This window comes from Microcoleus sp. T3_A4 (assembly GCF_036700465.1).
GTDB lineage: Bacteria > Cyanobacteriota > Cyanobacteriia > Cyanobacteriales > Microcoleaceae > Microcoleus.
Map to the genome: position 1 here is coordinate 71,343 of NZ_JAUBOY010000004.1, position 25,011 is coordinate 96,353.

Consider the following 25,011-nt stretch of genomic DNA (forward strand, 5'->3'; position numbering starts at 1 on the left):
AAGACTCCCGGAAATTGGCTGAGAACTTTATCGTGCAGAACCGTGTAGGTGTCGGGATTTGCTGTGGGCTGATTATTAGTAACGTTGATGTTCACCGTGGCGGGGACAGTCGCAGCCCCGTCGCTAACGTTGTATGTGAAGGTATCAGTGCCTACAAAGCCTGGATTAGGAGTATAAAAGAACTCGCCCTTGGGATAGAACATGATCGTACCGTTGGTCGGGCTTGTAACTAAAGTCGCACTCAGCATATCTAAGTCGCTGTCGGTGTCGTTGCTTAAGACTCCCGGAAATTGGCTGAGAACTTTATCGTGCAGAACCGTGTAGGTGTCGGGATTTGCTGTGGGCTGATTATTGGTAACGTTGATGTTCACCGTGGCGGGGACAGTTCTAGTATCAGTCCCATCGCTAACGGTGTAGGTGAAGCTATCAGTACCGACAAAGCCAGGGTTAGGAGTGTAAGTGAAGTCGCCGAGGGGGTTAAATATGATCGTACCTTTGGTTGGGCCTGTGACTAAAGTCGCACTCAGCGGGTCGCTGTTGGCGTCGGTGTCGTTGCTTAAGACTCCCGGAAATTGGCTGAGCACTTTGTCGTGCACGACGCTGTAGCTGTCATTGACGGCTACCGGGAAATTATTAACCGAGATGGGGCCGAGAGTAAAAGTGGCACTTGCTTGATCCGTGGCGTCGCCGAAAAATAAAAAGCTTGACTGGGTGTAGGGATTGAAGGGTAAAGCAGGCTGGCTGGTTGCTGGATTAAATGCTCCGTAGTTCCGCAGCGACTGATTTGTCAACAATGCTGTGCCGCCAGCAAACAGGCTGTAACTCGTGCCTTGAACCACCAGTTTGTAGTCGGTAGCATTGCTGATGTTAAAAGCTGCATTTTCCCCGCGAGTGAACAGGGGATTATCTTGCTGGGCAAAAATGCCTCCGTTAGGGCCGAGATTGCCGTTGGTGAAACCGAGTTCAATGCCTTTTGGAGCGTCGCTGCTAATAGCGATGATGCTGAAACCTGCTCGATCGTCACTACCACTGTTTTCCGCGGTAATTGCAACGTTGAAAGAGACGCTATAGCCGTTAGTAAGGTTGAGGGCCGGGAAAGTTGCGTTGACTGGAGTAAATGTTCCTGGCGCAGGAGTAGGAGTGTATCTGTAGTTGGTGTAGCCCGCATAGCCTGTAGTGTTATTGGCGGCGGTAACGCTAGCAGTATCAATGCCCGTGTTGGGCGAGAACGCACCAGTGGCAAGGGGAGCAGTACCCACTGGGGCAGGTAGAGGTATCTGCCCGTAAGCTAATTGAGTACCGGCTGCTGTCCCGATGCCTGGTGTGGTTGCTGATGTTGGTGGTAGTGGTGAATAGTTTGTGCCGTCGTAGAGGGTACGGCCGAAGGCAAATTGATAGGTGGCTCTTGTTGCTGGGTCGATCGCCAACCCAGATGACACCGCTCCCGTTGTATAATCTAATTCCCAATCTCCGCCTATAGCTGAACTGCCGATCGGCGATCTAGAAGCAGCAATTTTTGCGTTAGTTAGCTGACTCAGTTGCTGCACAAAGTTAGCGCCCTTTTCGCCCGCCGCTACATCGCACCCGTACAACAAAATCTCTCCACTGTCTGCCAGCGATCGCGACCAACGCTGCAATTGGTTAGCATAAGTTTTTAAATTTGTCAAGTTTAGATCGATCGCGCCTAGCAGCAAACTCGCGGGGCGACCGTGGGAGATGATATGAATACTTTTTATATTGCTGCGACTCGCTAGCGCTTCAGTAATTTGTGCTACTCCATCCCGGACCGCATCAAGGATAATTAATTCTGTCCCCGCTGCGATGCCGTTGCGGAGAGTTTGGGCATCTGGAACAGCAGAATCGAGAAAGGCGATCGAACTAAAAACTGAACTGGTAAAATTTTGCACAATTACACCTCTGGTTAGATGACCGTAGGAAAATTAAGATGTGTCGAGCTTAGCAAATTCACACATTAAATGTCATGAGTAAAATTAACAATCAAGACTGATATTAACTTTCCGTGAAGCTGCTACAGATTCATCTTGTAGAGGCGCGTTTAGCAAATAATTAATTATTTCAAAAACCGACAATCCCAGTACAAAAGTTGACCTTTTAGGGTTCGATCGCCAAAAGTTCTTCAGCAACCAATCCTTTCTGAATAGCGAGCACTGCTGCTTGAGTGCGATCGCGCACTTCTAACTTTTGCAAAATCGCGTGCACGTGAACTCGCACCGTCCCCGGAGCAATGCACAATATTTGTGCAATTTCCTGATTGCTTTTTCCCGCCGCAACTAAAGCTAATATTTCCTGTTCTCGCTTCGTCAGCGGATTCTCTAAAAGTTCCGATTTTAACCCATTTTTCACAGGTTCGGGATTAGCAAAAACCGCCCGAATTTCCGCAGTCGCGGCCTGATCCCACCACGAAGCGCCCGCCGCCACCGATCGAATTGCCAACACCAAAGTTTCCGCCGCAATTCCTTTGAGACAATAGCCCTGAGCACCCGCACCAATCAATCTTTCAATTAAGGATTTTTGCGAATGAGAAGTTAAGATTAAAACGGGAATTGCTGGATGTCGCTGTTTAATTTGGCGGCACGCTTCAATACCCCCAATTCCCGGCAAACCGACATCGAGAACCACTACATCGGGCAAGTGTTCCTGAGTCAGTTCTACTGCTGTTTCGCCATCTTCTGCCTCGGCAATTACTTGCAAGCAAATTTCTTGCTGCAACCGCGTTTGCAGCCCCAACCGAAACAGTTCGTCGTCTTCAACTAGGAGAATTCGCAATGGATAAGCTGGTTTCATTTCTCTGGGATAGCAGGGAGTCGGAATCCAAACAAAGCGCCGTGTGGCAATTTATTTTCTGCCCAAATTATACCGCCGTGCGCCTCAATAATTTGGCGAGATAAGTATAAGCCCAATCCCGATCCTTTGGCTTGCCGATCGCCGTTTCCTTGATAAAAACGTTCAAACAAGCGGGGCAGTTCCTCTGCAGTAATTCCTAACCCGCTGTCAATAACTTTCACCACCTGATAACTTGAATAAAATTCCATCACCACTTCTACTTTACCACCGCGAGGAGAATGGTTAATTCCGTTTGTTAACAAATTAGCAAAAACGCGCTGAAGTTGCACTGCATCGCCGTTTACCCACAAAGAGCGGCGGAAATCTGACTCTCCGTAACTCATATTAATGTAAACCCGGCGCGCTGCCGATAAATCTATCAGGGTGGCAATTACTTCTTCTGCCAAAGCAACTAAATTTACGGGCGCAAGTTGCAGTTTTAAACCTTCGGCATCGTTGCGGTAAACATCCAGCAGCGTTTCTACTAATTGTAGAGACATTTTGTGCGATCGCGCCATTGTTTCGAGAACTTTTTGCTGACTGGCGGTGACATTCCCAAATTTTGCTGACTGAAAAGCTTTAATTGTTTCGATCGCCCCTAGCATCGGCGTTTTTAAGTCGTGACTCAAAGTAGAGACAAAATCTTCTCGGATGCTTGCTAGCTGCTGCTGCGACTGCAACTCAGCTTTAGCGATCGCGATCGCTTCTTGGTACTGGTGGTTGCGATCGCTCAAATATCCCGTCACCCCTAAAGCCATGACTGCGATCGATCTATTTGCAACTGTCGCTAGGGCGATCATTTCTCCAGGAGGAACACACAAATTTAACAGCGTCAAAGCTACTGCTACCAGCGTAATCTGTAACTTACCCAACCGACTCAAGCGCGAATTTGCCAGTAAAATCGGCCCTGTGTATAAATACCCAAACAGATACTCCGACGGCGTAGTAAATTCCAGCACTACAACGATCGCAAATAAACTTGCGATCGACCACATCCCCCGCAAATACTTCTCTTGAATTGCCTGGTTGTCTGTGATTTTCAATAAGCTGCTTAACATCCTTTATCCATCCATTTTATATTTTATATTTACACTCTACTCTCTGCCTTATTCCTGCGGTTTTTCATCGCCGAAATTTGGGGAGCATCTCAATGAAAGCAGCAAGATAAAAATTGGAGTTTTGAGGCTCTCTTGCTGCGAGGCAGGAGGGAAGAGTCAGAATTTAGGAGCCAGAAGAAGTGTTTTTACAAATATGAGATGCTCCCGAAATTTGTCTCTTTTGACGCAAAAACAAGCGTTTAGAGAACATCTATATCTGCCAGCATAGATACTGCTAAATAGTTAAACATTTGTCTGTCCGTAAAAATATATAGCAGCTAAGCATAACGGGTAAACGGCAACTTATACCTGCGGGCTGATTATCAAAAATCCTAATGGCAAGTATATTGATTTTTAAAAGCAGATTGCACTTTTAAGGAAGTATTGGCTCAGTTATGCTTGAAGGATTAATTCAAATCGCATTAACGCTAATCATTGTAGTAGCGATCGCCCCTATTTTTGGTAATTACCTGGCGCGGGTGTACATGGGAGAACCAACCATTTTAGACCCGGCTATTAAACCTCTAGAACAACTCATCTATAAATCCAGCAATATCCGGTCTATAGATTCGATGACAGGTTGGCAATATGCGCGATCGCTACTGTACAGCAATGCAGCAATGGGCATATTTGTTTTCCTAATTTTCATGCTTCAAGGAGTGCTGCCTTTAAATGCCACCGGCTTAACTGCCCCAACCTGGGATACTGCGCTGCACACAACTATTTCATTCCTTACCAATACCGACCAACAGCATTACTCCGGCGAGACAACATTCACTTATTTATCCCAGTTAACTCTGGGTTTTTTAATGTTTACCTCAGCCGCTACAGGTTTAGCAGTAGGGATTGCTTTTATCCGGGGATTAACCGGCCGTCCATTGGGCAACTTTTACATCGATTTAATTCAATCAATCACCCGAATCCTGCTACCCCTTTCTTTAATAAGTGCCTTACTTTTGCTAATGTCGGGAGTGCCAGAAACCCTAGCAGGGCCGGCGGTAGCTCGTACATTAGAAGGCGGCACGCAAATCATTGCTCGCGGCCCAGTAGCTCACTTTGAAAGCATCAAACAACTGGGAGAAAATGGCGGCGGATTTTTTGCCATTAACTCGGCTCATCCTTTTGAAAATCCCAACCCTTTTACCAACCTGCTGGAAACACTAGCAATGGTTTCTATACCAACAGCTATGATTCACACCTACGGGAGGTTTGCCAACAACAAAAAGCAGGGATGGCTGATTTTTTGGATGGTGTTTGGCATCTACGTTATCTTGATTGGGATTGCAGCATTTGGCGAGTACAGCGGCAACCCTGAAATTAATAATTTACTGGGCACACAACAACCAAATTTAGAAGGCAAAGAAGTTAGATTTGGCTGGGCAGAGACTGCACTGTGGGCTGTCACTACGACAGGGACAATGTGCGGCGCTGTCAACGGGATGCACGATTCTTTAATGCCTCCCGGTGGTTTTGCTACTCTGTTTAATTTGTTTCTGCAAATCGTTTGGGGCGGACAAGGAACGGGAACTGCTTACTTGTTTATTTACTCCATTTTGAGCGTGTTTCTCACCGGATTGATGGTGGGGAGAACGCCAGAATTTTTGGGACGCAAAATTGAAAAACGAGAAATTGTTTTAGCCAGCGTAGTTTTGTTAATTCACCCGATCGCAGTTTTAATCCCTGGTGCCATTTCCCTCGCATTTACCGACAGTTTGAGCGGCATCAGCAATCCGGGATTTCACGGCATTTCCCAGGTGATGTACGAATACGCTTCGGCTGCAGCCAACAACGGTTCTGGCTTGGAAGGATTGGCCGACTCTCAACCCGCAGCTACCGGACTTTGGTGGAATTTAAGCACCTGTTTTAGCCTGCTGTTGGGGCGCTACGTTCCGATTATTGCCCTACTGCTTTTAGCTGACAGCATGACGAACAAACAACTGGTTCCCGAAACAACGGGCACTCTCAGAACCGATTCAGTTTTGTTCACCGGCGTCACCGCAGGAGTAATTATAATTCTGGGCGCGCTGACATTTTTCCCAGTTCTAGCTTTAGGGCCAATTGCCGAAGGATATGAAATTAGCAGCGGCAAATTTGAACCGACACCGATAACTGCACCCACAACACCCTTAGCAACACCAACTCCTCCACCTCAGTAGCCAAAATTCTCAACCTCACTCTTCTCTTTCTCTGTGTTCTCTGTGGTTCATTAAAAATCCCCAATCGATATGACTTCTTCCCATACCCCTGATCCCCCAAAAAAACCTGCTAGAGGCTCTCGTGAGTCTCGCAAGCACACGCCAAAAGCAAATACAAAAGGTCTTTATCAAAGAGCTTTTAAACAAGCTTTTGTCAAGCTAAACCCACGGGTGATGCTGAAAAATCCGGTGATGTTTGTGGTGTGGGTTGGCACAATTGTGACTGCATTATTAACTATCGACCCGACGCTGTTCGGCCCGGTTCCCGGCGAAAATCAGAGAGTTTTCAACGGTTTAGTCACGTTTATTTTGTTCTTTACTTTGGTATTTGCTAATTTTGCCGAAGCGATAGCAGAAGGGCGGGGGAAAGCGCAAGCAGATGCACTGCGATCGACCAAAGCCGACACAACAGCCCGCAAACTCCTACCAGACGGTTCAATTCAAGAAGTTAGTTCGACATCTCTGAGACGCGGCGACCAAATTAAAGTGATCGCAGGCGATGTCATTCCTGCCGACGGCGAAGTGATCGCAGGTGTCGCGTCGGTGGATGAATCTGCGATCACTGGCGAATCCGCACCGGTGCTCAAGGAACCCGGATCGGACATCGCCAGTTCCGTTACCGGCGGGACGCGCATCCTTTCCGACGAACTGACGCTGCGGGTGATGGCAGATCCGGGTAAGGGGTTTTTGGACAGGATGATCGCGCTGGTAGAGGGCGCAGAACGCTCTAAAACGCCGAACGAGATCGCGCTGACGGTTCTGCTGGCGGTGCTGACTCTGGTGTTTTTGATTGTGGTTTCGACGATTCCGCCGATCGCAAATTATGTGAAAACTCCCGTGGGCGTGGTGACGCTGATTTCGCTGCTGGTGGCGCTGATTCCAACAACCATTGGAGGTTTGCTGAGCGCGATCGGCATTGCGGGCATGGATCGCGTCGCTCAGTTTAACGTGATAGCGACCTCTGGACGCGCTGTGGAGGCTTGCGGCGACGTGAATACGCTGATTTTGGACAAAACGGGGACGATCACGCTGGGGAACCGTTTAGCCGAAGAATTCATTCCGGTTAACGGTCACTCGCTGCAAGAAGTGGCGCAGGTAGCCTTGGATGGGAGCGTGTTTGACGATACTCCAGAGGGAAAGTCGATCGTCCGTTTGGCTCAGAATTTGGGCGCACAGGTGGATTTCGATCGCGCTAACGCCACTGGGCTGGATTTTTCCGCAAAAACGCGGATGTCTGGCACGGATTTGCCCGATGGGACGGAGCTTCGCAAGGGTGCGGTTGATGCGGTGAAGGGTTTTGTGCGATCGCGCGGCGGCAATTTCGGGCCGGATCTCGATGCAGCTTACGAGCGAGTTTCCCGCTTGGGAGGCACACCCTTAGCTGTTTGTCAAGGCAGCGACACCTACGGCATTATCTATTTAAAAGATGTCATCAAACCGGGAATTCGCGATCGATTTGACCAACTGCGAAAAATGGGAATTCGCACCATTATGCTCACCGGAGATAACCGAATTACAGCATCAGTAATTGCCGATGAAGCAGGCGTTGACGACTTCATTGCCGAAGCCACTCCCGAAGACAAAATCGACGTAATTCGCAAGCAACAAGCCGAAGGCAAATTAGTAGCAATGACAGGAGACGGAACCAACGACGCACCCGCACTAGCCCAGGCAAATGTAGGACTCGCGATGAATTCGGGAACCCAAGCAGCGAAGGAAGCAGCGAACATGGTGGACTTAGATTCAGACCCCACAAAACTAATTGATTTAGTTACAATTGGCAAACAATTGCTGATTACTCGCGGCGCGCTGACCACATTTTCCCTAGCCAACGATATCGCTAAATATTTTGCAATTATTCCGGCAATATTTTCCCCTGTTGGGGCTTTAAACGTCATGGGTTTAGCCAGCGGTCAATCCGCAGTTTTGTCGGCATTAATTTACAATGCTTTGATTATTCCCGCTTTGATTCCACTAGCATTAACTGGTGTAAAGTTTAGACCCTTGACTGCAAATCAACTGTTGCAGCGGAATATTTTAATCTACGGATTGGGCGGAGCAGTCGCGCCGTTTATCGCCATCAAAGTTATTGATGTTTTGATTACCGCCGTTGGGCTAGCATAGATCGGGAAAGCATGACAAGGATTTTGACACGGATACACGGATTAATCTCGTTCCCCGGCTCTGCCGGGCAACGCAGATCCAGAGGCTCTGCCTCGATTTTACCCAAAAAATCATCCAATAAAAAGACCGATATTTATTCCCAAAATCAGGAGAATTTATGAAACGAAATGATTTGCTAAAGGATGTTTTTCCCAGAGATTTCCAAGAAAATCTTGAGTTAACACAAAGGCTTTGGCAGCGCCACCCAATCCCGGTGCAGCTATTTCTAGTAATGTGTTTCAATGCTATAGTTGCCCCCGCTGTCTACGCTGCTGCGGGTGAAGATTTGACCCGAAAAGCTGTCTGGGGTTTAAGTCTCCTAGGTTTGGTGATTATCGCCCTTTCTATTTACTTGTTCGTAGTCATCTTTCAGCCGGAAAGATTTTAGTCAATAATTAACCCTTAGCAAATAACCGATCGAGGTAATTTATGAGAGAAATAATTAGAGCCATTCGCCTTACCCTGGTTTTGTGGGGAATTACAGCCCTTATTTACCCTTTAATCTTGCTAGTAATCGGCCAAATGGCCTTCAACTCCCAGGCAAACGGCAGCTTAATTACCAACCAAGGAGTTGTAGTTGGCTCTGCTTTAATCGGTCAGCCTTTCTCCTCGGAAAGATATTTTTGGAGCCGTCCCAGCACCACCAATTACAGCAGCTTTGCGACAGAAAATTACGATCCGACAAAGGGAGAAAATGTTAGTCAAAGAACAGGCGTTTCCGGTGCTAGCAACCTTGCCCCCAGTAACTCGGTTTTGCTGAAGCGAGGCAATGAGAAAGATGGTTTTAAAGGGGTGAAAGTTGAATTAGATCGCCTTAACAAAGCTGGTATCAAACCAACTGCTGATTTAGTGTACACCTCTGGTTCTAGCCTCGATCCACACATTAGTGTAGAGGCAGCTCGCACGCAAATTCAGCGGATAGCAAAAGTACGATCGCTGAATTTAAATCAAGTAGAAATGTTGGTAGCCAAAAATACAGATGGCAGATTTCTCGGCATTTTCGGTGAACCGGGAGTTAACGTCCTGAAACTGAATTTGGCTCTCGATCGTTTACAATAGTTTACAGTCAATAGTCAGTAGTCCTTAGTCATTAGTCATTAGTCATTTGTTACTTGTTATTTATAGCAACCGCCAACTACCAACTGACAACCGCCAACTGACAACTGACAACCGACAACTGTCAACCGACAACTAACAACTGACAACTGACAACTCACAACTCACTACTCAGCTATGATTCACTCTAGCGAACTTACCAACAATCCAGACGCGGTTTACGCCCAACCGAACCGCACTTACGATCGCACTACCCGCCGGGGAAAGCACAAAATATTTATCGGCATGGCCCCCGGTGTCGGCAAAACTTTCCGAATGCTGGAAGAAGGACACAGGCTCAAATCTGAAGGCATTGATGTGGTAATTGGACTGTTAGAAACTCACGGCCGGAAAGAGACAGCAGCTAAAGCAGAAAGATTGGAGATAGTACCCAAAAAAACAATGCGGCGCGGCGAAAAAATGCTCACCGAAATGGATACAGATGCTGTCATCGAACGCCGTCCTCAATTAGCATTAATAGACGAACTGGCTCATACAAACATTCCGGGTTCTCTGAGAGAAAAACGATATCAAGATGTCGAACAAATTCTCAAGGCTGGAATTGATGTTTTCTCCACCCTCAACATTCAGCACATAGAAAGTCTCAACGATTTAGTAGCTCGAATTACCGGAGTTGTAGTGCGAGAGCGAGTGCCCGATCGCGTCCTCGAAGATGCTGACGAAATAGTCGTTGTCGATGTCACGCCGGAAACTTTAGAAGAAAGGTTGCTAGAAGGCAAAATTTATGCTCCAGAAAAAATTGAACAATCTTTAGAAAACTTTTTCCAGCGCCGTCATTTAATCGCTTTGCGAGAACTCGCCCTGCGAGAAGTCGCAGACAATGTGGAAGATGATGCTGCAACTTTAAAAGGTCAATCTTGCAACATTCACGAACGAGTTTTAGTGTGCATCTCAACTTATCCGAACTCCTTGCAACTGCTGCGGCGGGGCGCGAGGATTGCTAGCTACATGAATGCTCCATTTTATGCTGTGTTTGTCAACGATCCAGACCGATTTTTAACAAAAGCAGAAAGCTTGCACGTTGAAACTTGTGAGAAACTATGTCAAGAATTTAAGGGGCAATTTTTGCGGGTAAACGGGACTAATATAGCCAAAGTGATTTCGGAGGTAGCTAAACAGTATCGCATTACTCAAATTGTGATCGGCGAAAGCCAGCAATCCCGCTGGCATTTGCTGCTGCGGGGTTCTTTGACTCAACAGTTAGTGCGATCGCTCAAACACGTAGATTTGCACATCATCGCTACCGAAAAAAGTCAGTAGTCATTAGTTATTAGTCAGCAGTCAGTAGTCAGTAGTTGTGAGTTGTGAGTTGTTAGTCATTTAGCATAAAAACTGCAACTTTCGGAGGATAGCTGAATCTAGCGGGCGGTGGATGCACCCGAAGATTTTACGTGCCAGAATCGCACTTAGTAACCTGATTAAAAATGCAATCGCTATGGTGGATGATTACATTCTCAACTTGCTAGTTATTGGCATCCTCCTGCTTACCGTTACCTTGGGTTCCGGCTGGATTTCGCGATTGCCTGTATCTTATGCCTTAATTTATCTAATTGTCGGTATCGGATTGGGACCCTACGGCGTCAAGCTGATTGACTTGCGTCCCGAAGCTGAATTTTTAGAAAGGCTTACAGAATTTGTAGTTATTGTTTCTCTGTTCAGTTGCGGCTTAAAAATGAATCGCCCGCTGCAATTTTGGGCTTGGAATTCCACAGTGCGGCTGATCGGTTTTTTAATGCCGATTTCTATTTTTGCAGTGGCCGCTATCGGTCATTGGTTTGTAAAATTAGATTGGGGCCCGGCGATTTTACTGGGAGCAATTCTCGCTCCCACCGATCCAGTTTTGGCCTCAGAAGTTCAGTTAGCTCATCTAGACGATCGCGATGAATTGCGCTTTGGTTTAACATCGGAAGGCGGTTTGAACGATGCTTTAGCTTTTCCCTTTGTTTATTTCGGCATTTATTCGCTAAAAGATAACAACTGGTCGAACTGGTTTGCGCAGTGGGTAGCAGTTGACTTGATTTGGGCGATCGCCGCAGGTATCGTTATGGGTATTTTAGTAGCTAAAGCCGTCACCTGGATCGATCGGCAACTCCAACACTATAGACCGGCCGATCAATTAATGGAAGATTTCATTGCCCTCAGCACAATTCTGCTTACCTATTCCCTCACAGAAGTAGTCAACGGCTACGGATTTCTCGCCGTTTTTGTAGCAGGAATTGTCGTGCAGCGGAGTTACCGCAACCCAGAAAAGCCGCTTTCCCAACTGCACTTTACCGAGCGTATAGAAAAGTTAATGGAAGTAGGAACTATTTTACTATTAGGTTCACTTTTGCGCTTAGAGCCTATGTTGGCATATGGAGGCTACGCCCTCCTAGTAGCTGGATTGTTGATTTTTATAATCCGGCCTGTGGGAGCTTGGATTAGTACGATCGGCAGTCCTTTGCACCCCGCCAGCCGCTGGCTCTGCGGGTGGTTCGGTATCCGTGGTGTCGGTTCTATCTATTATCTTACCTATGCTTTTGGTAACGGTTTAAAAGGCGAAACCGCCGAAAAAATTGCCTGGATTACCTTTACAACAATCATAATTTCTGTGGTTTTGCACGGCATTACTTCCACCCCGTTAATGAACTGGTACGAGCGCCAAATCAAACCTAAAGTCCCGGATTTAATTTAATTCATAGTCCTAGACGCATAAATACCTTTAAAAACAGGGTTTTTCGCTTCTATTAAAGATTAACCATGCAGTCTCTTCCTAAAAAAAACTGGTTTCTGCGTCCAGGACTAATTGAGTAAGGTGTGTGACTTTGAGTTCTTCACTTACCAGTGAGATGATTGAGAGTCACGCACCCTACTAAATCTTAATTCTAGATCGCCCCCAAAGCGCACACCGTTGCTTTCTGTGCGTGAGTTATTCCCTCACTCTTAAGTTGAAAGCAAAGGCATTGCAACGCATCTTACAGGTGTTAAGGGACAAGAGGAGACTCGAACTCGAAAGCGCCGATGTCAATAATTCCCCCGCTAACGCGATTAAAAGGAGAGATACCCCGCTGGTCGTAGAAGGGAGGACCGATAAAAGGTCCAGACGTTAAAACAAAAGCTGGGTCGCCACCATTAATAGCGGGACTAGCCGGTTGCAGTGCCAAAGTCTGAGTCGAACCGCCGTTATCTGCCAGGGGGTTTAGTAGGGGGTCAATAGGTGCAGCAGCAGTGCCAACTTGATCGCCAACAGCAGTAAAACCCGTGCTGCCAGTACCGTCGCCAATTAAGTTGTAGCCACCGCTGGCGAAGCTGCCGAAAACGTCAGGGTCAGTGGTGGCACTGTTGAGAGCGATGATAGTATTTTTGACATTCACCGTGCCGCCGTTCCATATACCACCGCCACTTGCAGGGGAAGACAACGAGGGAAATGATGGCACACTGTTGGAGGGGTTTGCTTTGTTGCCGGAGAGAGTGCTGTTTGTCAGCGTTACCGTGCCAGCTTTGTTATAGATGCCAGCACCCCTGCTACCTGCGTTGGTTGCTGTGTTTCCAGAGAGAGTGCTGTTCGTCACCTCTACTGTGCCGTTATCGTTATAAATGCCACCACCAAACAAACCACTCTCAAAAAAACTACCGACAGTGTTACCAGAAAGAGTGCTGTTCGTGACTTTGACTGTGCCACCCTCACGGTTATAAATGCCGCCACCACTGCCACCGCCCGCATCGTTGCCAGAAAGAGTGCTGCTTGTCACCTCCACAGTACCGCCTTGGTTAGAGATGGCAGCACCATTTACTCCTGCCGGAACCCCTAGGGTAAAACGCACTCCAACGTTGCCAGAGAAAGTGCTGTTTGCTACTTTGACTGTGCCTGGGCCATTGTTAGAGATGCCACCGCCATTGGTAGCGCGGTTGCCTGAGAAAGTGCCGTTCGTCACGTTTACTGTGCCGCTATTGTTTGAGATGGCACCGCCTCTGCTTGGTGCGAAGCCACTGTTGCCTGAGAAAATGCTGTTAGTCAAATTTACTGTGCCACCCTCATTGTGGATGCCACCACCACTGGGGATGGGATTCAAATTGGGGTTAAAGAAATTGCTCAAACGGTTGTTAGAGAAAGTGCTGTTGGTCGCATTTACTGTGCCGCCATTGTTGTAGATGCCACCACCCCTGCCACCTGTCACAGTGTCACCTGTCACAGTGTTGTTAGAGAGAGTGCTGTTGGTCACATTGACTGTGCCACCGTCGTTATAGATGCCGGCGCCGTCTCTTGTATAACCATTGGCGATGGTTAATCCATCAAAAGTCGCACTGACTCCACTGTTTACCTTGAAAATCCGGTAAATTCCGCCCGTATCCAGCCGTACTGTCAAGTTGCTAGAACCAGTGTTATTAGTAATAGTGACATCGCCACTAATCTCAGGTAATACTCCTGTGAGATTGATTGTCTGTGGCCCGGCTGGCAGATTGAAAGTAATAGTATCATTCCCAGTAAAAGCGTTAGCATTCAGCAGTGCTTGTCGAAACGAACCTTCTGCCAGACTGTAGTCTATCAGGCTGTCATTGCTATTGACAACTACAGTATCATTGGCTGCGATCGCGACAGTAGTATTGTTTTGGTTAGCATCAACTTGGTAATTCCCATCTGCTAGTTTCAGCTTCAGCGTCTCCTGTGCCTCAGCATGGATATCATCGACAGCCGTGAGGCTCACATCTACAAAATTTTGTCCCTCAGGGATGGTGACAGTGACATTTGAACTGTTGACAGAAAAGCCACCACCGCTGAGGGTGTAGTCGCTAGGTTTAGTTGGATTGTTGCTACTACCGTCTATTGCTAGGTTGACTGTTAAGTTGCCGCCACCCTCACCCGTGCGACTGATGCGAAAAGTGGCTGGATTGTTGCCTGTTTCTGATGCTGCCTCATCTATAGCAGCGATGCTGACCGTTGGCAAAATGTCATCGTTAATAATAGTGAAGCTAGCAGTTTGCTGACTTCCTAAAATTCCCCTGCCTACTGGATTAACTAATTTCAAATTAATCTGTTCGTCTGGTTCGACAATCGTATCTCCCACAAGAGGAATTGATACTGTTTTGGATTCTTCGCCACTGGCAAAGTTGATAGTAACTGGCAGATTGTTAATGTAGTCTTCGGTAACAGTAGCTGTGGAAGTTGTATCTAGTTCCACTTGGAGGCTGACTGCCCCCTCACGGCTGCCCGTGCGTTGAACTGTGGCGACAACTTGATTGGGACTGCCACTGTTGCCCTCGTTAGCACTGTAGCTAGAGGTGCTGAATGCTAAGAGACTGGGGATTGATATGTCATCGTTAATAATAGTTAAAGTAGCAGTTGGCTGACTTCCTAAAGTTACCCTACCTACAGGATTAACCAATTTCACTTTAATCTGTTCGTCTGGTTCGACAATCGTATCTCCCACAAGAGGAATTGATACTGTTTTGGATTCTTCGCCACTGGCAAAGTTGATAGTAACTGGCAGATTGTTAATGTAGTCTTCGGTAACAGTAGCTGTGGAAGTTGTATCTAGTTCCACTTGAACGCTGACTGCCCCCTCGGTGCTGCCAGTGCGTTGAAGTGTGGCGACTATTTCGGAAGTGCCACTCTTGCCCTCGTCGGCACTGTAGCTAGAGGTGCTGAATTCTAAGATACTGGGGGTTGAGTTTGAGGTAAGTGGAGTGAGTGAGGTGGTGAAATTGGCGGCTCGGATACTGCTGCTGTTAATACCTTTTAAAATAGCGAGATATTCGCCTGTCACGTTATCTCGAACGATCGTATCTCTGGCAAAATCGCCTGTTCCTTGAGAGATATTCAAGTCTTGAAATTCCAAGCCTCCATCGAGTCCTATTAAGTCTGTACCCAGGCTAAAGTCGGCAATCAAGTCAGCATTGGCAAGAGTAGAACTGCCGGTATTAACTGAATTATTTTGTACTCGCCCGATGACAAAAATGTCGTCACCCTCGTCACCCCTTAAGGTATCGGCACCGCTATCTCCAAATAGGACATCATTGCCTTCATTTCCAGATAGCAAATCATTTTCTTTGCCGCCGCGCACAAAATCGTTGCCCTGCCCTCCTTCGAGGGTATCATTACCGTTATCGCCAAACACCCAATCCTCGTTTGCGTCGCCTTGAACCTTGTCACTGTCTTTGCCGCCGTAGAGGGTATCATTGGCTTGGTTGCCCAAGATGTAGTCATTACCTTGGTTGCCAAAGATTTGATCGTCCCCTTCTGCGCCAAACAGCGTATCATCGCCTTGTTTGCCGGAGAGGGAGTTACTTCCAGGAAAGCCAATTAAAACATCGTTGTTGGGGGTACCTTCGAGTGTAGCCATTTTTTTTGATAGATGCTAACTGAGCGGAGTTGCTCTAGCGCGGATCTCGCGGGTTAGCGGAAGCGATCGCGATTTCCATCGCGCGTAGTGCGATATTGCAAATTAGAATCTATGACGCTACCAACTTTATTAAGTTCCACTGTTGGGCTGGCTAAAGGAAGTGCGTAGGCTTTGCAATCTACTAATGTTTTGTTTAGCTATGAAACTGGTTTCACCCAGCCCGTGTAGCTGGTGCGATCGATCAACTTTACGTCATCCTATCGGTTGCAGATCAATAATAAACAAAGTTTATTGTCTCGCGCGATTGAAAAAAATCAAAGCGAGTTTGCGGCTGCAACGAAATTTCAAGCATTAGGGAGCCTTCTGCACCACGTTGACAGGGGTGACTGGTTTCACCCCAACTAATAAAGCGAGTTCCCGCCACTTCCAATAACAATCTGCATCGGTAAAACCAATTTCTCTAAACCAGCGCAATTGCGTTTCTACATCAAGCAATTGATTAGACGGATCATCTGGCGAATCGCTAATACCAATTGCCTCTCGAAATTTATCATGCAAAGCGGGAGTTGCTGACGCTACGTGTTCCAAATTGCAAAAAATGCCTCCGGGCTCCAAAAGCTCGAAAATCTCGGTGTAAAGCGAACGTTTGCGATCGTCTGCTACATGATGAATCGCAAAACTAGAAACCACCGCATCAAACTTGCCCAAATCCGGCAGCGATTCGTCAAAATTGTGCTCGATAATCGTGACATTCGGGTCATCAGCAAAGCGAATTCTGGCTTTTTCCAGCATTGTCGGCGAAAAGTCGATCGCCACACATTCAACATTTGGTCGATCGCACTTAAGCAGACCCAGCAACCGCCCGTCTCCCGTGCCCACATCCAGAATTCGCTTCACATTTTTCGGCACTTCCTCCAACAAAATCGCTTCACCTTCAGTGCGGTGAGGAATTCCATCAGCTTTAGCAAGATACCACAAAGCGTGTTCCGCAGAAGTCCAAAGATTCACTTGACTCATAAATTTTTAATCCTCATAAATCTCGCCATTTTTACGAGTAAAAATCCAACCATTATCGCTAGCTTTGGCAATTAAATCATCATCGGGATATTCGGCACTATCTCCCGGAGTGCGATCGCCAATTTCCAGATAAACAACATCTGCATTGCTGCGGTTGACTAAATGATGCCCGTCTGCATCACCCGCCGGAAAACCCGCCGCCATACCCGGTTTCAGCACTTGCTCTCCCGAATTTGCAATCAGAGTAACTTCCCCTTCCAGAACATAGATTAACTCATCTTGACGAGTGTGCCAATGCCTGAGAGCAGAACAACTTCCCGGCGCAAGTCTCACCAAATTCACCCCAAAATTCTGCAACCCGGCAGCATCGCCCAATCGTTTTTTAACTCTCCCCGCAACAGCAGATTGGAATTGCTGAGGGTACTTGGAACCCGTAATTTGTGGCACATTTTTAGGATCGATAATCATAAAACATTCCTTTCACCAATTGCCCACTTTTATAAAAAAAATTAGCTATTCTAACGGTTTCAAAGTAGTAGGATTTTCCCGAATCGGTTTAATAAAACGGCTGTTAGCCCGCACAAAACAATTACCCTTATCAGTAGAAATCGGCAGCCAAGGTTTGCCCTGAGAGTCAGAAATCATAATTTGATTAGCATTATTTCCCGTCACCGCTTCCAAGCGCTGTCCCCGCCGAAAAACAGTCACCACAGGCCACTGCGAAACATTATGTTTATTTCTTTCAAACAACTCAGCAGGCGCATCCAAACCGTCTACAGAAATCGATCGAAATCTCTGAGCCATCCGGCAATTTAACCCTTTAGAATCAGAGTCAACAACCAACCAATTTACCTGCCTGTTGCCCCGCTGTCTCGCAGGTGGCACCGGATAATCACCTTGCTTGTTAGCAACGGGTATTGCTGAGGCTAAATTAGCCCCCATTCCTAAAATCCAAGTCGCTGCGAGAAAGACAATTCTAATCTCTGCTTTCATTGCTACCAAAAATCCTTTAATTCGAGCTCATCATAATTTTATATTACCTGCCACTTCCCCGTCACTTCCGCATCCCACCTCCGACAGTTCCCGCAAGCCATTAAGAATGTGTTATAAATATTGAGATTCATTAAGAAATATTGCTAAAATGCTCGTTTCCTCCTCCGGCGTCAGCAAACTCAAAGAATCTTTAAAAGAAAAAGTATTCTTTGGGAATGAGCCAACCCCCGAACTCATAGCCATCTTACTGATTTACTTCGTCCAAGGCATTCTCGGACTAGCCCGCTTAGCCGTCAGCTTCTTTCTCAAAGACGAACTAGGTATGAGTCCGGCAGAAGTTTCGGCAATGCTGGGCGTCGTAGCCCTGCCTTGGATTATCAAACCCGTGTTCGGCTTCATGTCGGACGGCTTACCGATATTCGGCTACCGCAGACGCCCTTACATCGTCCTCTCCGGGCTGCTGGGAACCTTAGCATGGGTGAGCCTCGCAACAATTGTACACACACCGCTTGCAGCTACAGGCGCGATCGCCCTGAGTTCCCTCTCCCTCGCCGTCAGTGACGTAATCGCCGACTCCCTGGTAGTCGAAAGGGCCAGAAAAGAATCCGTTACCGACGCCGGTTCCCTGCAATCCTTGTCTTGGGGCGCTGCAGCCCTCGGCGGACTAATTACCGCCTACCTCAGCGGTTCCCTGCTGCAACACTTCAGCACTCATACTATCTTTTTAATCACCGCATCTTTCCCGCTAATTGTATCAGCAACAGCTTGGTTAATTGCCGAAGAAAAAACCGACAAAAGAACCGACTTTGAAACAGTCAAAGACCAATTCAAACAACTGCGGCAAGCTGTTACCCAAAAAACAATTTGGCTGCCCACCGCCTTTCTCTTCCTCTGGCAAGCCACCCCAAGCTCAGACTCCGCCTTCTTCTTTTTCACCACCAACGAATTAGGCTTTCAACCAGAATTTCTGGGCCGAGTGCGCCTCGTTACCAGCATTGCCGCCCTCGCCGGCATCTGGCTGTTTCAACGCTTCCTCAAAACAGTTCCATTTCGAGTAATTTTTGGCTGGTCAACCGTCCTTGCGGCTACTTTGGGCATGACTACTTTATTATTAGTAACTCATGCCAACAGAGCTTTAGGAATTGACGATCAATGGTTCAGCATCGGAGACAGCCTGATCCTGACAGTAATCGGACAAATTGCTTATATGCCGGTGCTCGTACTCTCCGCCAGATTGTGTCCCCCAGGCGTGGAAGCAACTTTATTTGCCGTATTGATGTCAGTCACCAACTTAGCAGGACTTATTTCCCACGAAGGCGGCGCACTTTTGACCCACTTGCTAGGAATTACCGATCGCAATTTCGATAACCTCTGGCTGCTAATTGTTATCACAAACCTCTCCACACTTCTGCCCCTACCCTTCTTAAATTGGCTGCCCGCCGATAGTACAGAAAGCGCCGATCCAAATTCTCAAAAGTCTCTTCCCGTATTAGAACCAGAAATCGGCAGTTCCAAACCAGGCGGACAGCATTTCATGCCCGAATACTTTCCCGACTTAGTACCGACAGTAAGGTCACAAAGCCGCACCGCAGACAGCAAATAAAGGCAGGCACACACGGATTTTGACACGGATACACGGATGAATTTAACTGTGTTTCCAAATTCTCCGATTTTCCTTCTCTCTGCGCCCTCTGTGTTCTCTGCGGTTAAAAAATTCGCTCCCGTAACACCAATGCAAGACTTACAACTTTCCGCATCTCAAACCGCAGCTCAAAACGTATCATACGATCGCACAGACTGGCAGCGCGGTTACGAATCCCAACCCAACGAATCCGACTACTGGATTGACGACATAGAAGGCGAAATCCCCGCTGGCTTGCAAGGCACATTCTTTCGCAACGGGCCGGGATTATTGGATGTCAACGGCCAGCGCATCCACCACCCGTTTGACGGTGACGGGATGGTTTGTGCGATCGCAATATCCGAAGGTCGCGCCCATTTCCGCAACCGATTCATACACACAGAAGGCTATATCGCCGAACAAAAAGCCGGAAAAATCCTCCACCGAGGCGTTTTCGGCACACAGAAGCCAGGGGGCTGGCTAGCCAACATCTTTGATGTCAAAATCAAAAACATTGCCAACACCAACATCATTTATTGGGGCGACAAACTGCTAGCACTTTGGGAAGCCGCACAGCCCTACAGACTCGACCCCCGCACCCTAGAAACACTCGGCTTAGACACTCTAGACGGCATTTTACAACCCGGTGAAGCCTTCGCCGCCCACCCCAGAATTGAAAAAGGGAAAAATGGCAAAGGAGACAGATTAGTAAACTTTTCGGTCAAGCCCGGTTTGTCGAGTACCATCACGATTTACGAACTCGACGAAAGCGGCAAACTTTTGCAGCGTCACGCCCACGCAATACCGGGTTTTGCCTTCCTGCACGACATGGTAATTACCCCGAATTACTGCATATTCTTCCAAAATCCCGTCAGCTTCAATCCGCTGCTTTTCGTGTTAGGATTTCGGAGTGCATCCCAGTGCATTCAATTTTCGCCAAACAAGCCAACGCAAGCAATTTTAATTCCCCGCAACGGCACTGACGAGGTAAAGATATTAGAAACCGAACCTTGTTTTGTCTTCCACCACTGCAACGCCTGGGAAGAAGGAGACGAAGTTTTTGTTGACTCAGTTTGTTACGAATCATTTCCCACAGTAGAAGCGGACGGCGATTTTCGCGAGGTTGATTTTGAGAGCGTCCCCGCAGGCGAATTGTGGCGGTTTAAGTTAAATTTGCAAGACAAAACCGTGCAGCATCAAGTTGTTGAAACTCGGTGCTGCGAGTTTCCGACTCTGCATCCCAATAATGTCGGACAGCCTTACCGATATCTTTATATCGGTGCTGCTGATGCTCCCACGGGAAATGCTCCTTTGCAAGCTATCCTCAAAATTGATTTCGTGACTGGTGAAAGGCACATTTGGAGTGCGGCACCACGCGGTTTTGCGGGGGAACCGGTGTTTGTTACCCGTCCCGATGCTGTTGCGGAGGATGACGGCTGGCTGCTGGTTTTAATGTATGATGCAGCTAATCATCGATCGACCTTAGTGATTTTAGATGCTCGCGACATCACCAAAGGCCCGGTAGCGCGCTTGCATTTAAAACAGCACATTCCCTACGGTTTGCACGGAAGTTTCACACCAAATGTACTGCTTCCTATCGGTTCGTAGTTGCCCGTTGATTCGCCTGGTTCTTGCGCCGATGAGCGCCACAGCCCGCCGGGGGTTTAAACCCCCGGCTCACAGCGAAAGTCCTCTAAAAGAGGACTAAAACCAAGATTTATTATCGATCGAGTTTCTTTAGTCGGTTTCAACCGACTTTAGCTATGAGCCAGGGGTTTAAACCCCTGGCGGACTGCTGGGAGTGCTAACAACTATTCAAGATGTAAAATATCATAATAAATGCAAACTATCAACATATTTAATTTCAAAAAAATACTTATTTTAATTGGCACTTTCCTCGCAATTTTCGCAATCATCTTATCTATTTACTCTCACAATGCTAACGCTCAAGAGCCTTATAATCTATCTCCAGAAAGCACTGTAGCGTCCAAAGGCTTGGTTGAGGTCAAAATGACATTAATAGCCGTTGATCCCATTAAAAACGAATTAGAAGCCCGCTTGCAGTTTGAACTAAAAGGTATCTATAAAAAAGGGCCAACTTACCCAGCTCAAGACTTGTTAATGACAGTTAACGGCGCAAACGTACCGGATTCGGAAATTACCTTTAAAGAAGGTAAACCGATGATTGTCCCTGCATTGAAGTTTAACTTAGTCAAAGGAAAAATTAACAATTACCCGTTTGATAGGCACATTGCTAAAGTAGCTATTTCGATTGACCCGCTGCCTTCGATTGGGAAAAAGTTTGCTCCCTTTGAACTGAATCCCGTGCCGCTGGAATTTAAGTTTAATGCCGATGTTCCCGGTTTCGACATCAGCTATAAGCCGATGGAAGAGAATTCATCTATCTTTATTTATATCGATGTTTCTGCAACTCGATCACTGCCGGTGAAATTCTTTGCGTTAGTGATAATTGTGATCATGTGGGTGCTGTCAATTATGGCGCTTTTGCTAGCATTGAAAGTGATGAAATCAGGCAAGTTGCCGGAAGTGGGAATGTTGAGTTGGACTGCTGTCATGCTGTTTGCTTTTCCCGCGATTCGCAACGCTCAACCGGGGGTGCCTCCCGTGGGAACTGCCAGCGATTTCCTTTCCTTTTTTTGGACGGAAATTATAGTTGTGGTGGCGTTGGTGATTATCGGTAGCTGTTGGTTAAAGCGGTATCATCCGCCGATTGAATGATTTTAGATTTTAGATTTTATATTGGAATAATTTACCCCCGATATAAATCAGGGGGCTTGTAGCTTTGATACTTTCAATTAACAGCCAAAAGTCAACTGTTAACTAAATTCAAAGATTCAATTTTTGACTTCCAAATTCTCAATATCCTTTGCGGGTACGCCCAAACCGCGCAAGATAGTAAAAGCCATAATTCGATATCCCGATTGATTGGGGTGCACTCCATCTGCAGCCAACAAATTCAGAGTCTTGCCCGCGTGCTTTTGATACGTGCCGATAACTTCCCGAAAAGGCGTATTCAAATCAATAAACAAGCACTGATTCTCTAACGCAATTTCTCGCATCGCGGCAACATACTGTTGCAACCTGCGATTTTCTGGGCCGTCGATACTTTCCCCTATCAGAGTAGGAGAAAGCAGTACAACTCGAATTCCTGCGGCTTTTGCGGCCAGCACCATTTGAGTTATTTTCTCCCGATATTCTGCCACTTGCACTCCCGCGGACCAGTTGCCTTCCGGATAAAACTGATTGTTTGGGAAGTCTATGAAAGCGTTCCAAACGTCGTTGACTCCGACATTAATCATCACTAAACCTGGCTTTTGATCGATCGCATCTTTCTGGAAGCGCGCTTGCATATCAGTCGATTTGTTACCGCCGATCCCGGCGTTGATGATTGCGATTTTGCGATCGGGATAAAGGGCATTCAGATAGCGTTCCAGCAGCCAAACGTAACCTCCGGGGTATTTCCCCGCCTCGGTGATGCTGTCGCCCACTATCACAATTTTGCGCTTGCCGGTGAGCAAGTTCTGGATTTCTGGTGCCGGCGTTGCTTGGGATGCGGATTCTTTAAACACTGGAATTAAGGAGTGAGGGAGGTTGAAGGCGATAACAGCAGCAATTACAGCAATGGCAAGTCTAATTAAAAATTGCCTCAGCCGGGTTTTGGGACGGGGCGATAGCGCATTGGGAGACATTACGCAGATTCCTATTAAAACTCTAACTATTTATGTCTGCAATAATATTATCCATTGCAGGGGTTTTTGTCACTTATTTCAATAACTCAGTCATGGACTAACAAAAACCTGGTTTGGACGCCACATCCTAAGTTATAAGCCTTAAGGCAGAAACCTGGTTGTTGACCCCGCCTGCGTAAGTTGTACAGGTGAAATCACTGAGGTTTTTGTTGCCCCGATCAGTCCGTGTAATTCCCATCACAAAAAAGTTCGCCCAATGTCACATGATTTCTGCTACTTACGGCACAACTTGAGCAGGTGTTCGCAGTTTATAATATTATTGATTAGTTCAGGAAACAACTTTTCATGCGAGGTTAAAGCAATGGTAGCAAATTCAAATTTTTTATATCCTCAAAATCGCTATTACGGTGAGGTAAAACCAGAGAATTTGGTATTTAATGCGAATTTACAAGAGTTTTCTCAGCGAGTGGGTTACATCAGTTCCTTGACATCTAACGGTAAAATCTCTGTGGAACAGGCATTTACTCAGATCCAAACACTGTGGGAACAGGTGGAAAAGTCGAAAAAGCAGTTGGGAATTGGCGAAAATCCATTTTCAGCTTGAATAATTAGCGGTTGGCTTGGAAGTTGAGTTACGCGCCATTGATGCCGATCGATTAATCCACAGCTTAAGATGAAAAATGAAAAAGTAGCTAGTGGCGCTCGACCTTTTTGCCTATGAGTTCCGATTTAGTACCCCTCCTTCCCAAAGTATCCGTCGGCCGCCGCGCCGCGGCCCTCTGCATCGACGGAATCGCAGTTTGGCTGCCCAGTTTGCTTCTGGGCAATAATGCGATCGTCCAAACCATATTTTTTGTCCTGCTGTGGCTGATCATGCGCGTAGCCATCGTCAGGAAAAACCAAGGTCAAAGTCTGGGGCGCTGGGCCTTGGACATGAAAATTGCCGATACCAGATTCCACCGGACTCCCGGAGTGCAAGAACTCTGCAAGCGCGAAGCCTTACTGGGCTTTTGCGCCGCCTTAGCCTTCGCAGGTATAGGTGGACTCACATCTACCAACGCCGCCGTCTTGCTGCTGATGCTGCCCCTGGCGATCGACTGTAGCGTTGCCCTCACCTCCGCCGAAAGATTTCCCCAAGCTTTCCACGATCGCATCGGCGGGACGATCGTCGTCGGAACCCGCCGTGGCTACTCCCTCGACATCAAAGTTAGAAGATTGCTTGACCAAGTGCAGAGCAATGTGAGAAGATAATAAATTGTGTTTAAATTAGTCGAAATTTATTTAGAATTATGGCTAAAGGCGTCCGCATCATAATTACTCTAGAGTGTACTGAGTGCCGTACAAACGTAAGCAAACGCTCAAAAGGCGTGTCTCGGTACACCACAACCAAGAACCGTCGCAACACGACGGCGCGGCTGGAACTCAAAAAGTTCTGCCCCCATTGCAACAGCCACACTGCCCACAAAGAGATCAAGTAGCGATTAGTCATTAGTCCTTAGTCATCAGTCATCAGTTGTTGGCAATTGATATTGATCGGCGAAAAGCAGATAATTAACCAATGCTTTCCTGACGGCTAGCAACTAACGGCTAATAACTAAAAACTCACAATCAACAGTCAACAAACAACAGTCAACAAACAACAAACCATGACTTACTTTCGCCGGCGCGTTTCGCCCATCAAACCAGGAGACCCGATCGACTACAAAGATGTAGATTTGCTCAAAAAATACGTCACAGAACGCGGTAAAATTTTGCCCCGCCGGATTACCGGTTTGACCGCAAAACAGCAGCGAGACCTGACCAGAAGCATCAAAAGAGCAAGAATTGTAGCTTTGATGCCCTTCGTAAACCAAGAAGGTTAACAGGATTTGGGATTTTGGGTTTTAGATTTTGGACTGGGAATAAGGCTTGCGCGAAAAAAACGTCTTTCTGTCA

Annotated in this window: 21 protein-coding genes; 13 read left to right on the forward strand and 8 right to left on the reverse strand. The window is 47.0% G+C overall.

Going from position 1 to position 25,011, the window contains the following annotated elements:
• From QUA07_RS03325 to QUA07_RS03335, 3 genes are all read right to left on the reverse strand, one after another.
• Window positions 1-1,907: DUF4347 domain-containing protein (locus QUA07_RS03325; RefSeq protein WP_333322692.1), on the reverse strand; the 1,907-nt coding region annotated here is incomplete at its 3' end.
• A gap of 205 nt (window positions 1,908-2,112) precedes the next feature.
• Entirely contained in the window at window positions 2,113-2,805 is a 693-nt protein-coding gene (locus QUA07_RS03330) for a response regulator transcription factor (protein ID WP_333322695.1), read from the reverse strand.
• Window positions 2,802-3,902 carry a HAMP domain-containing sensor histidine kinase gene (locus tag QUA07_RS03335; protein ID WP_333322699.1) on the reverse strand — a complete coding sequence of 367 codons (1,101 nt, stop codon included), beginning with the start codon at window positions 3,900-3,902 and terminating at the stop codon, window positions 2,802-2,804. The genes QUA07_RS03330 and QUA07_RS03335 overlap by 4 nt, the downstream gene beginning before the upstream one ends.
• Before the next feature lie 434 nt (window positions 3,903-4,336).
• Here QUA07_RS03335 and kdpA point away from each other — a divergent pair, with 434 nt between their 5' ends.
• From kdpA to QUA07_RS03365, 6 genes are all read left to right on the forward strand, one after another.
• Window positions 4,337-6,097: a potassium-transporting ATPase subunit KdpA gene (kdpA, locus tag QUA07_RS03340; protein WP_333322700.1), complete on the forward strand. Its 1,761-nt coding sequence runs from the start codon at window positions 4,337-4,339 to the stop codon at window positions 6,095-6,097.
• A gap of 69 nt (window positions 6,098-6,166) precedes the next feature.
• The gene (kdpB, locus tag QUA07_RS03345) at window positions 6,167-8,260 is read left to right on the forward strand and encodes a potassium-transporting ATPase subunit KdpB (protein ID WP_333322701.1); all 2,094 of its coding nucleotides are present in this window, start codon (window positions 6,167-6,169) and stop codon (window positions 8,258-8,260) included.
• 157 nt (window positions 8,261-8,417) lie between these two features.
• A complete protein-coding gene (gene kdpF / locus QUA07_RS03350; RefSeq protein WP_333322702.1) occupies window positions 8,418-8,687 on the forward strand; it encodes a K(+)-transporting ATPase subunit F in 270 nt (89 codons plus the stop codon).
• A gap of 41 nt (window positions 8,688-8,728) precedes the next feature.
• The gene (kdpC, locus tag QUA07_RS03355) at window positions 8,729-9,358 is read left to right on the forward strand and encodes a K(+)-transporting ATPase subunit C (protein ID WP_333322703.1); all 630 of its coding nucleotides are present in this window, start codon (window positions 8,729-8,731) and stop codon (window positions 9,356-9,358) included.
• A gap of 174 nt (window positions 9,359-9,532) precedes the next feature.
• Window positions 9,533-10,675, forward strand: a complete 1,143-nt coding sequence (locus QUA07_RS03360) for a universal stress protein (RefSeq protein WP_333322704.1) — start codon at window positions 9,533-9,535, stop codon at window positions 10,673-10,675.
• A gap of 175 nt (window positions 10,676-10,850) precedes the next feature.
• Complete coding sequence (locus QUA07_RS03365) at window positions 10,851-12,089, forward strand: sodium:proton antiporter (RefSeq protein ID WP_333322705.1); 1,239 nt, start codon at window positions 10,851-10,853, stop codon at window positions 12,087-12,089.
• Window positions 12,090-12,378: 289 nt separating this feature from the next.
• Here the strand turns inward: QUA07_RS03365 and QUA07_RS03370 are convergent, their stop codons facing one another.
• The 4 genes from QUA07_RS03370 to QUA07_RS03385 form a co-directional block, all read right to left on the reverse strand.
• Window positions 12,379-15,735 (reverse strand): Calx-beta domain-containing protein, encoded by a 3,357-nt coding sequence (locus tag QUA07_RS03370; protein ID WP_333322706.1) that lies wholly within the window; start codon window positions 15,733-15,735, stop codon window positions 12,379-12,381.
• A gap of 351 nt (window positions 15,736-16,086) precedes the next feature.
• Window positions 16,087-16,752: a class I SAM-dependent methyltransferase gene (locus QUA07_RS03375; RefSeq protein ID WP_333322707.1), complete on the reverse strand. Its 666-nt coding sequence runs from the start codon at window positions 16,750-16,752 to the stop codon at window positions 16,087-16,089.
• Window positions 16,753-16,758: 6 nt separating this feature from the next.
• Window positions 16,759-17,220 carry a cupin domain-containing protein gene (locus QUA07_RS03380; protein WP_333322708.1) on the reverse strand — a complete coding sequence of 154 codons (462 nt, stop codon included), beginning with the start codon at window positions 17,218-17,220 and terminating at the stop codon, window positions 16,759-16,761.
• A 45-nt stretch (window positions 17,221-17,265) separates the two neighbouring features.
• Window positions 17,266-17,745 carry a hypothetical protein gene (locus QUA07_RS03385; protein WP_333322709.1) on the reverse strand — a complete coding sequence of 160 codons (480 nt, stop codon included), beginning with the start codon at window positions 17,743-17,745 and terminating at the stop codon, window positions 17,266-17,268.
• A 148-nt stretch (window positions 17,746-17,893) separates the two neighbouring features.
• Here QUA07_RS03385 and QUA07_RS03390 point away from each other — a divergent pair, with 148 nt between their 5' ends.
• The 3 genes from QUA07_RS03390 (at window position 17,894) to QUA07_RS03400 (ending at window position 22,105) form a co-directional block, all read left to right on the forward strand.
• Window positions 17,894-19,348, forward strand: coding sequence for a folate/biopterin family MFS transporter (locus tag QUA07_RS03390; protein ID WP_333322710.1), 1,455 nt, complete (start codon window positions 17,894-17,896; stop codon window positions 19,346-19,348).
• Between the two features lie 129 nt (window positions 19,349-19,477).
• Complete coding sequence (locus QUA07_RS03395; RefSeq protein ID WP_333322711.1) at window positions 19,478-20,974, forward strand: carotenoid oxygenase family protein; 1,497 nt, start codon at window positions 19,478-19,480, stop codon at window positions 20,972-20,974.
• A gap of 231 nt (window positions 20,975-21,205) precedes the next feature.
• Window positions 21,206-22,105, forward strand: a complete 900-nt coding sequence (locus QUA07_RS03400) for a DUF4436 family protein (RefSeq protein WP_333322712.1) — start codon at window positions 21,206-21,208, stop codon at window positions 22,103-22,105.
• A gap of 116 nt (window positions 22,106-22,221) precedes the next feature.
• Here the strand turns inward: QUA07_RS03400 and QUA07_RS03405 are convergent, their stop codons facing one another.
• Window positions 22,222-23,076: an SGNH/GDSL hydrolase family protein gene (locus QUA07_RS03405; RefSeq protein ID WP_333322713.1), complete on the reverse strand. Its 855-nt coding sequence runs from the start codon at window positions 23,074-23,076 to the stop codon at window positions 22,222-22,224.
• A 361-nt stretch (window positions 23,077-23,437) separates the two neighbouring features.
• On the opposite strand from QUA07_RS03405, the gene QUA07_RS03410 reads away from it, so the two are divergent.
• The 4 genes from QUA07_RS03410 to rpsR all read left to right on the forward strand — a co-directional run bounded on the left by QUA07_RS03410 (window position 23,438) and on the right by rpsR (window position 24,938).
• Window positions 23,438-23,680: a DUF7219 family protein gene (locus QUA07_RS03410; RefSeq protein WP_190658612.1), complete on the forward strand. Its 243-nt coding sequence runs from the start codon at window positions 23,438-23,440 to the stop codon at window positions 23,678-23,680.
• A 113-nt stretch (window positions 23,681-23,793) separates the two neighbouring features.
• A complete protein-coding gene (locus tag QUA07_RS03415; protein WP_333081785.1) occupies window positions 23,794-24,327 on the forward strand; it encodes an RDD family protein in 534 nt (177 codons plus the stop codon).
• A 38-nt stretch (window positions 24,328-24,365) separates the two neighbouring features.
• Window positions 24,366-24,554, forward strand: coding sequence for a 50S ribosomal protein L33 (rpmG, locus tag QUA07_RS03420; protein ID WP_006631376.1), 189 nt, complete (start codon window positions 24,366-24,368; stop codon window positions 24,552-24,554).
• A 168-nt stretch (window positions 24,555-24,722) separates the two neighbouring features.
• Window positions 24,723-24,938 (forward strand): 30S ribosomal protein S18, encoded by a 216-nt coding sequence (gene rpsR, locus QUA07_RS03425; RefSeq protein WP_006631377.1) that lies wholly within the window; start codon window positions 24,723-24,725, stop codon window positions 24,936-24,938.
• Window positions 24,939-25,011: the final 73 nt, after the last annotated feature.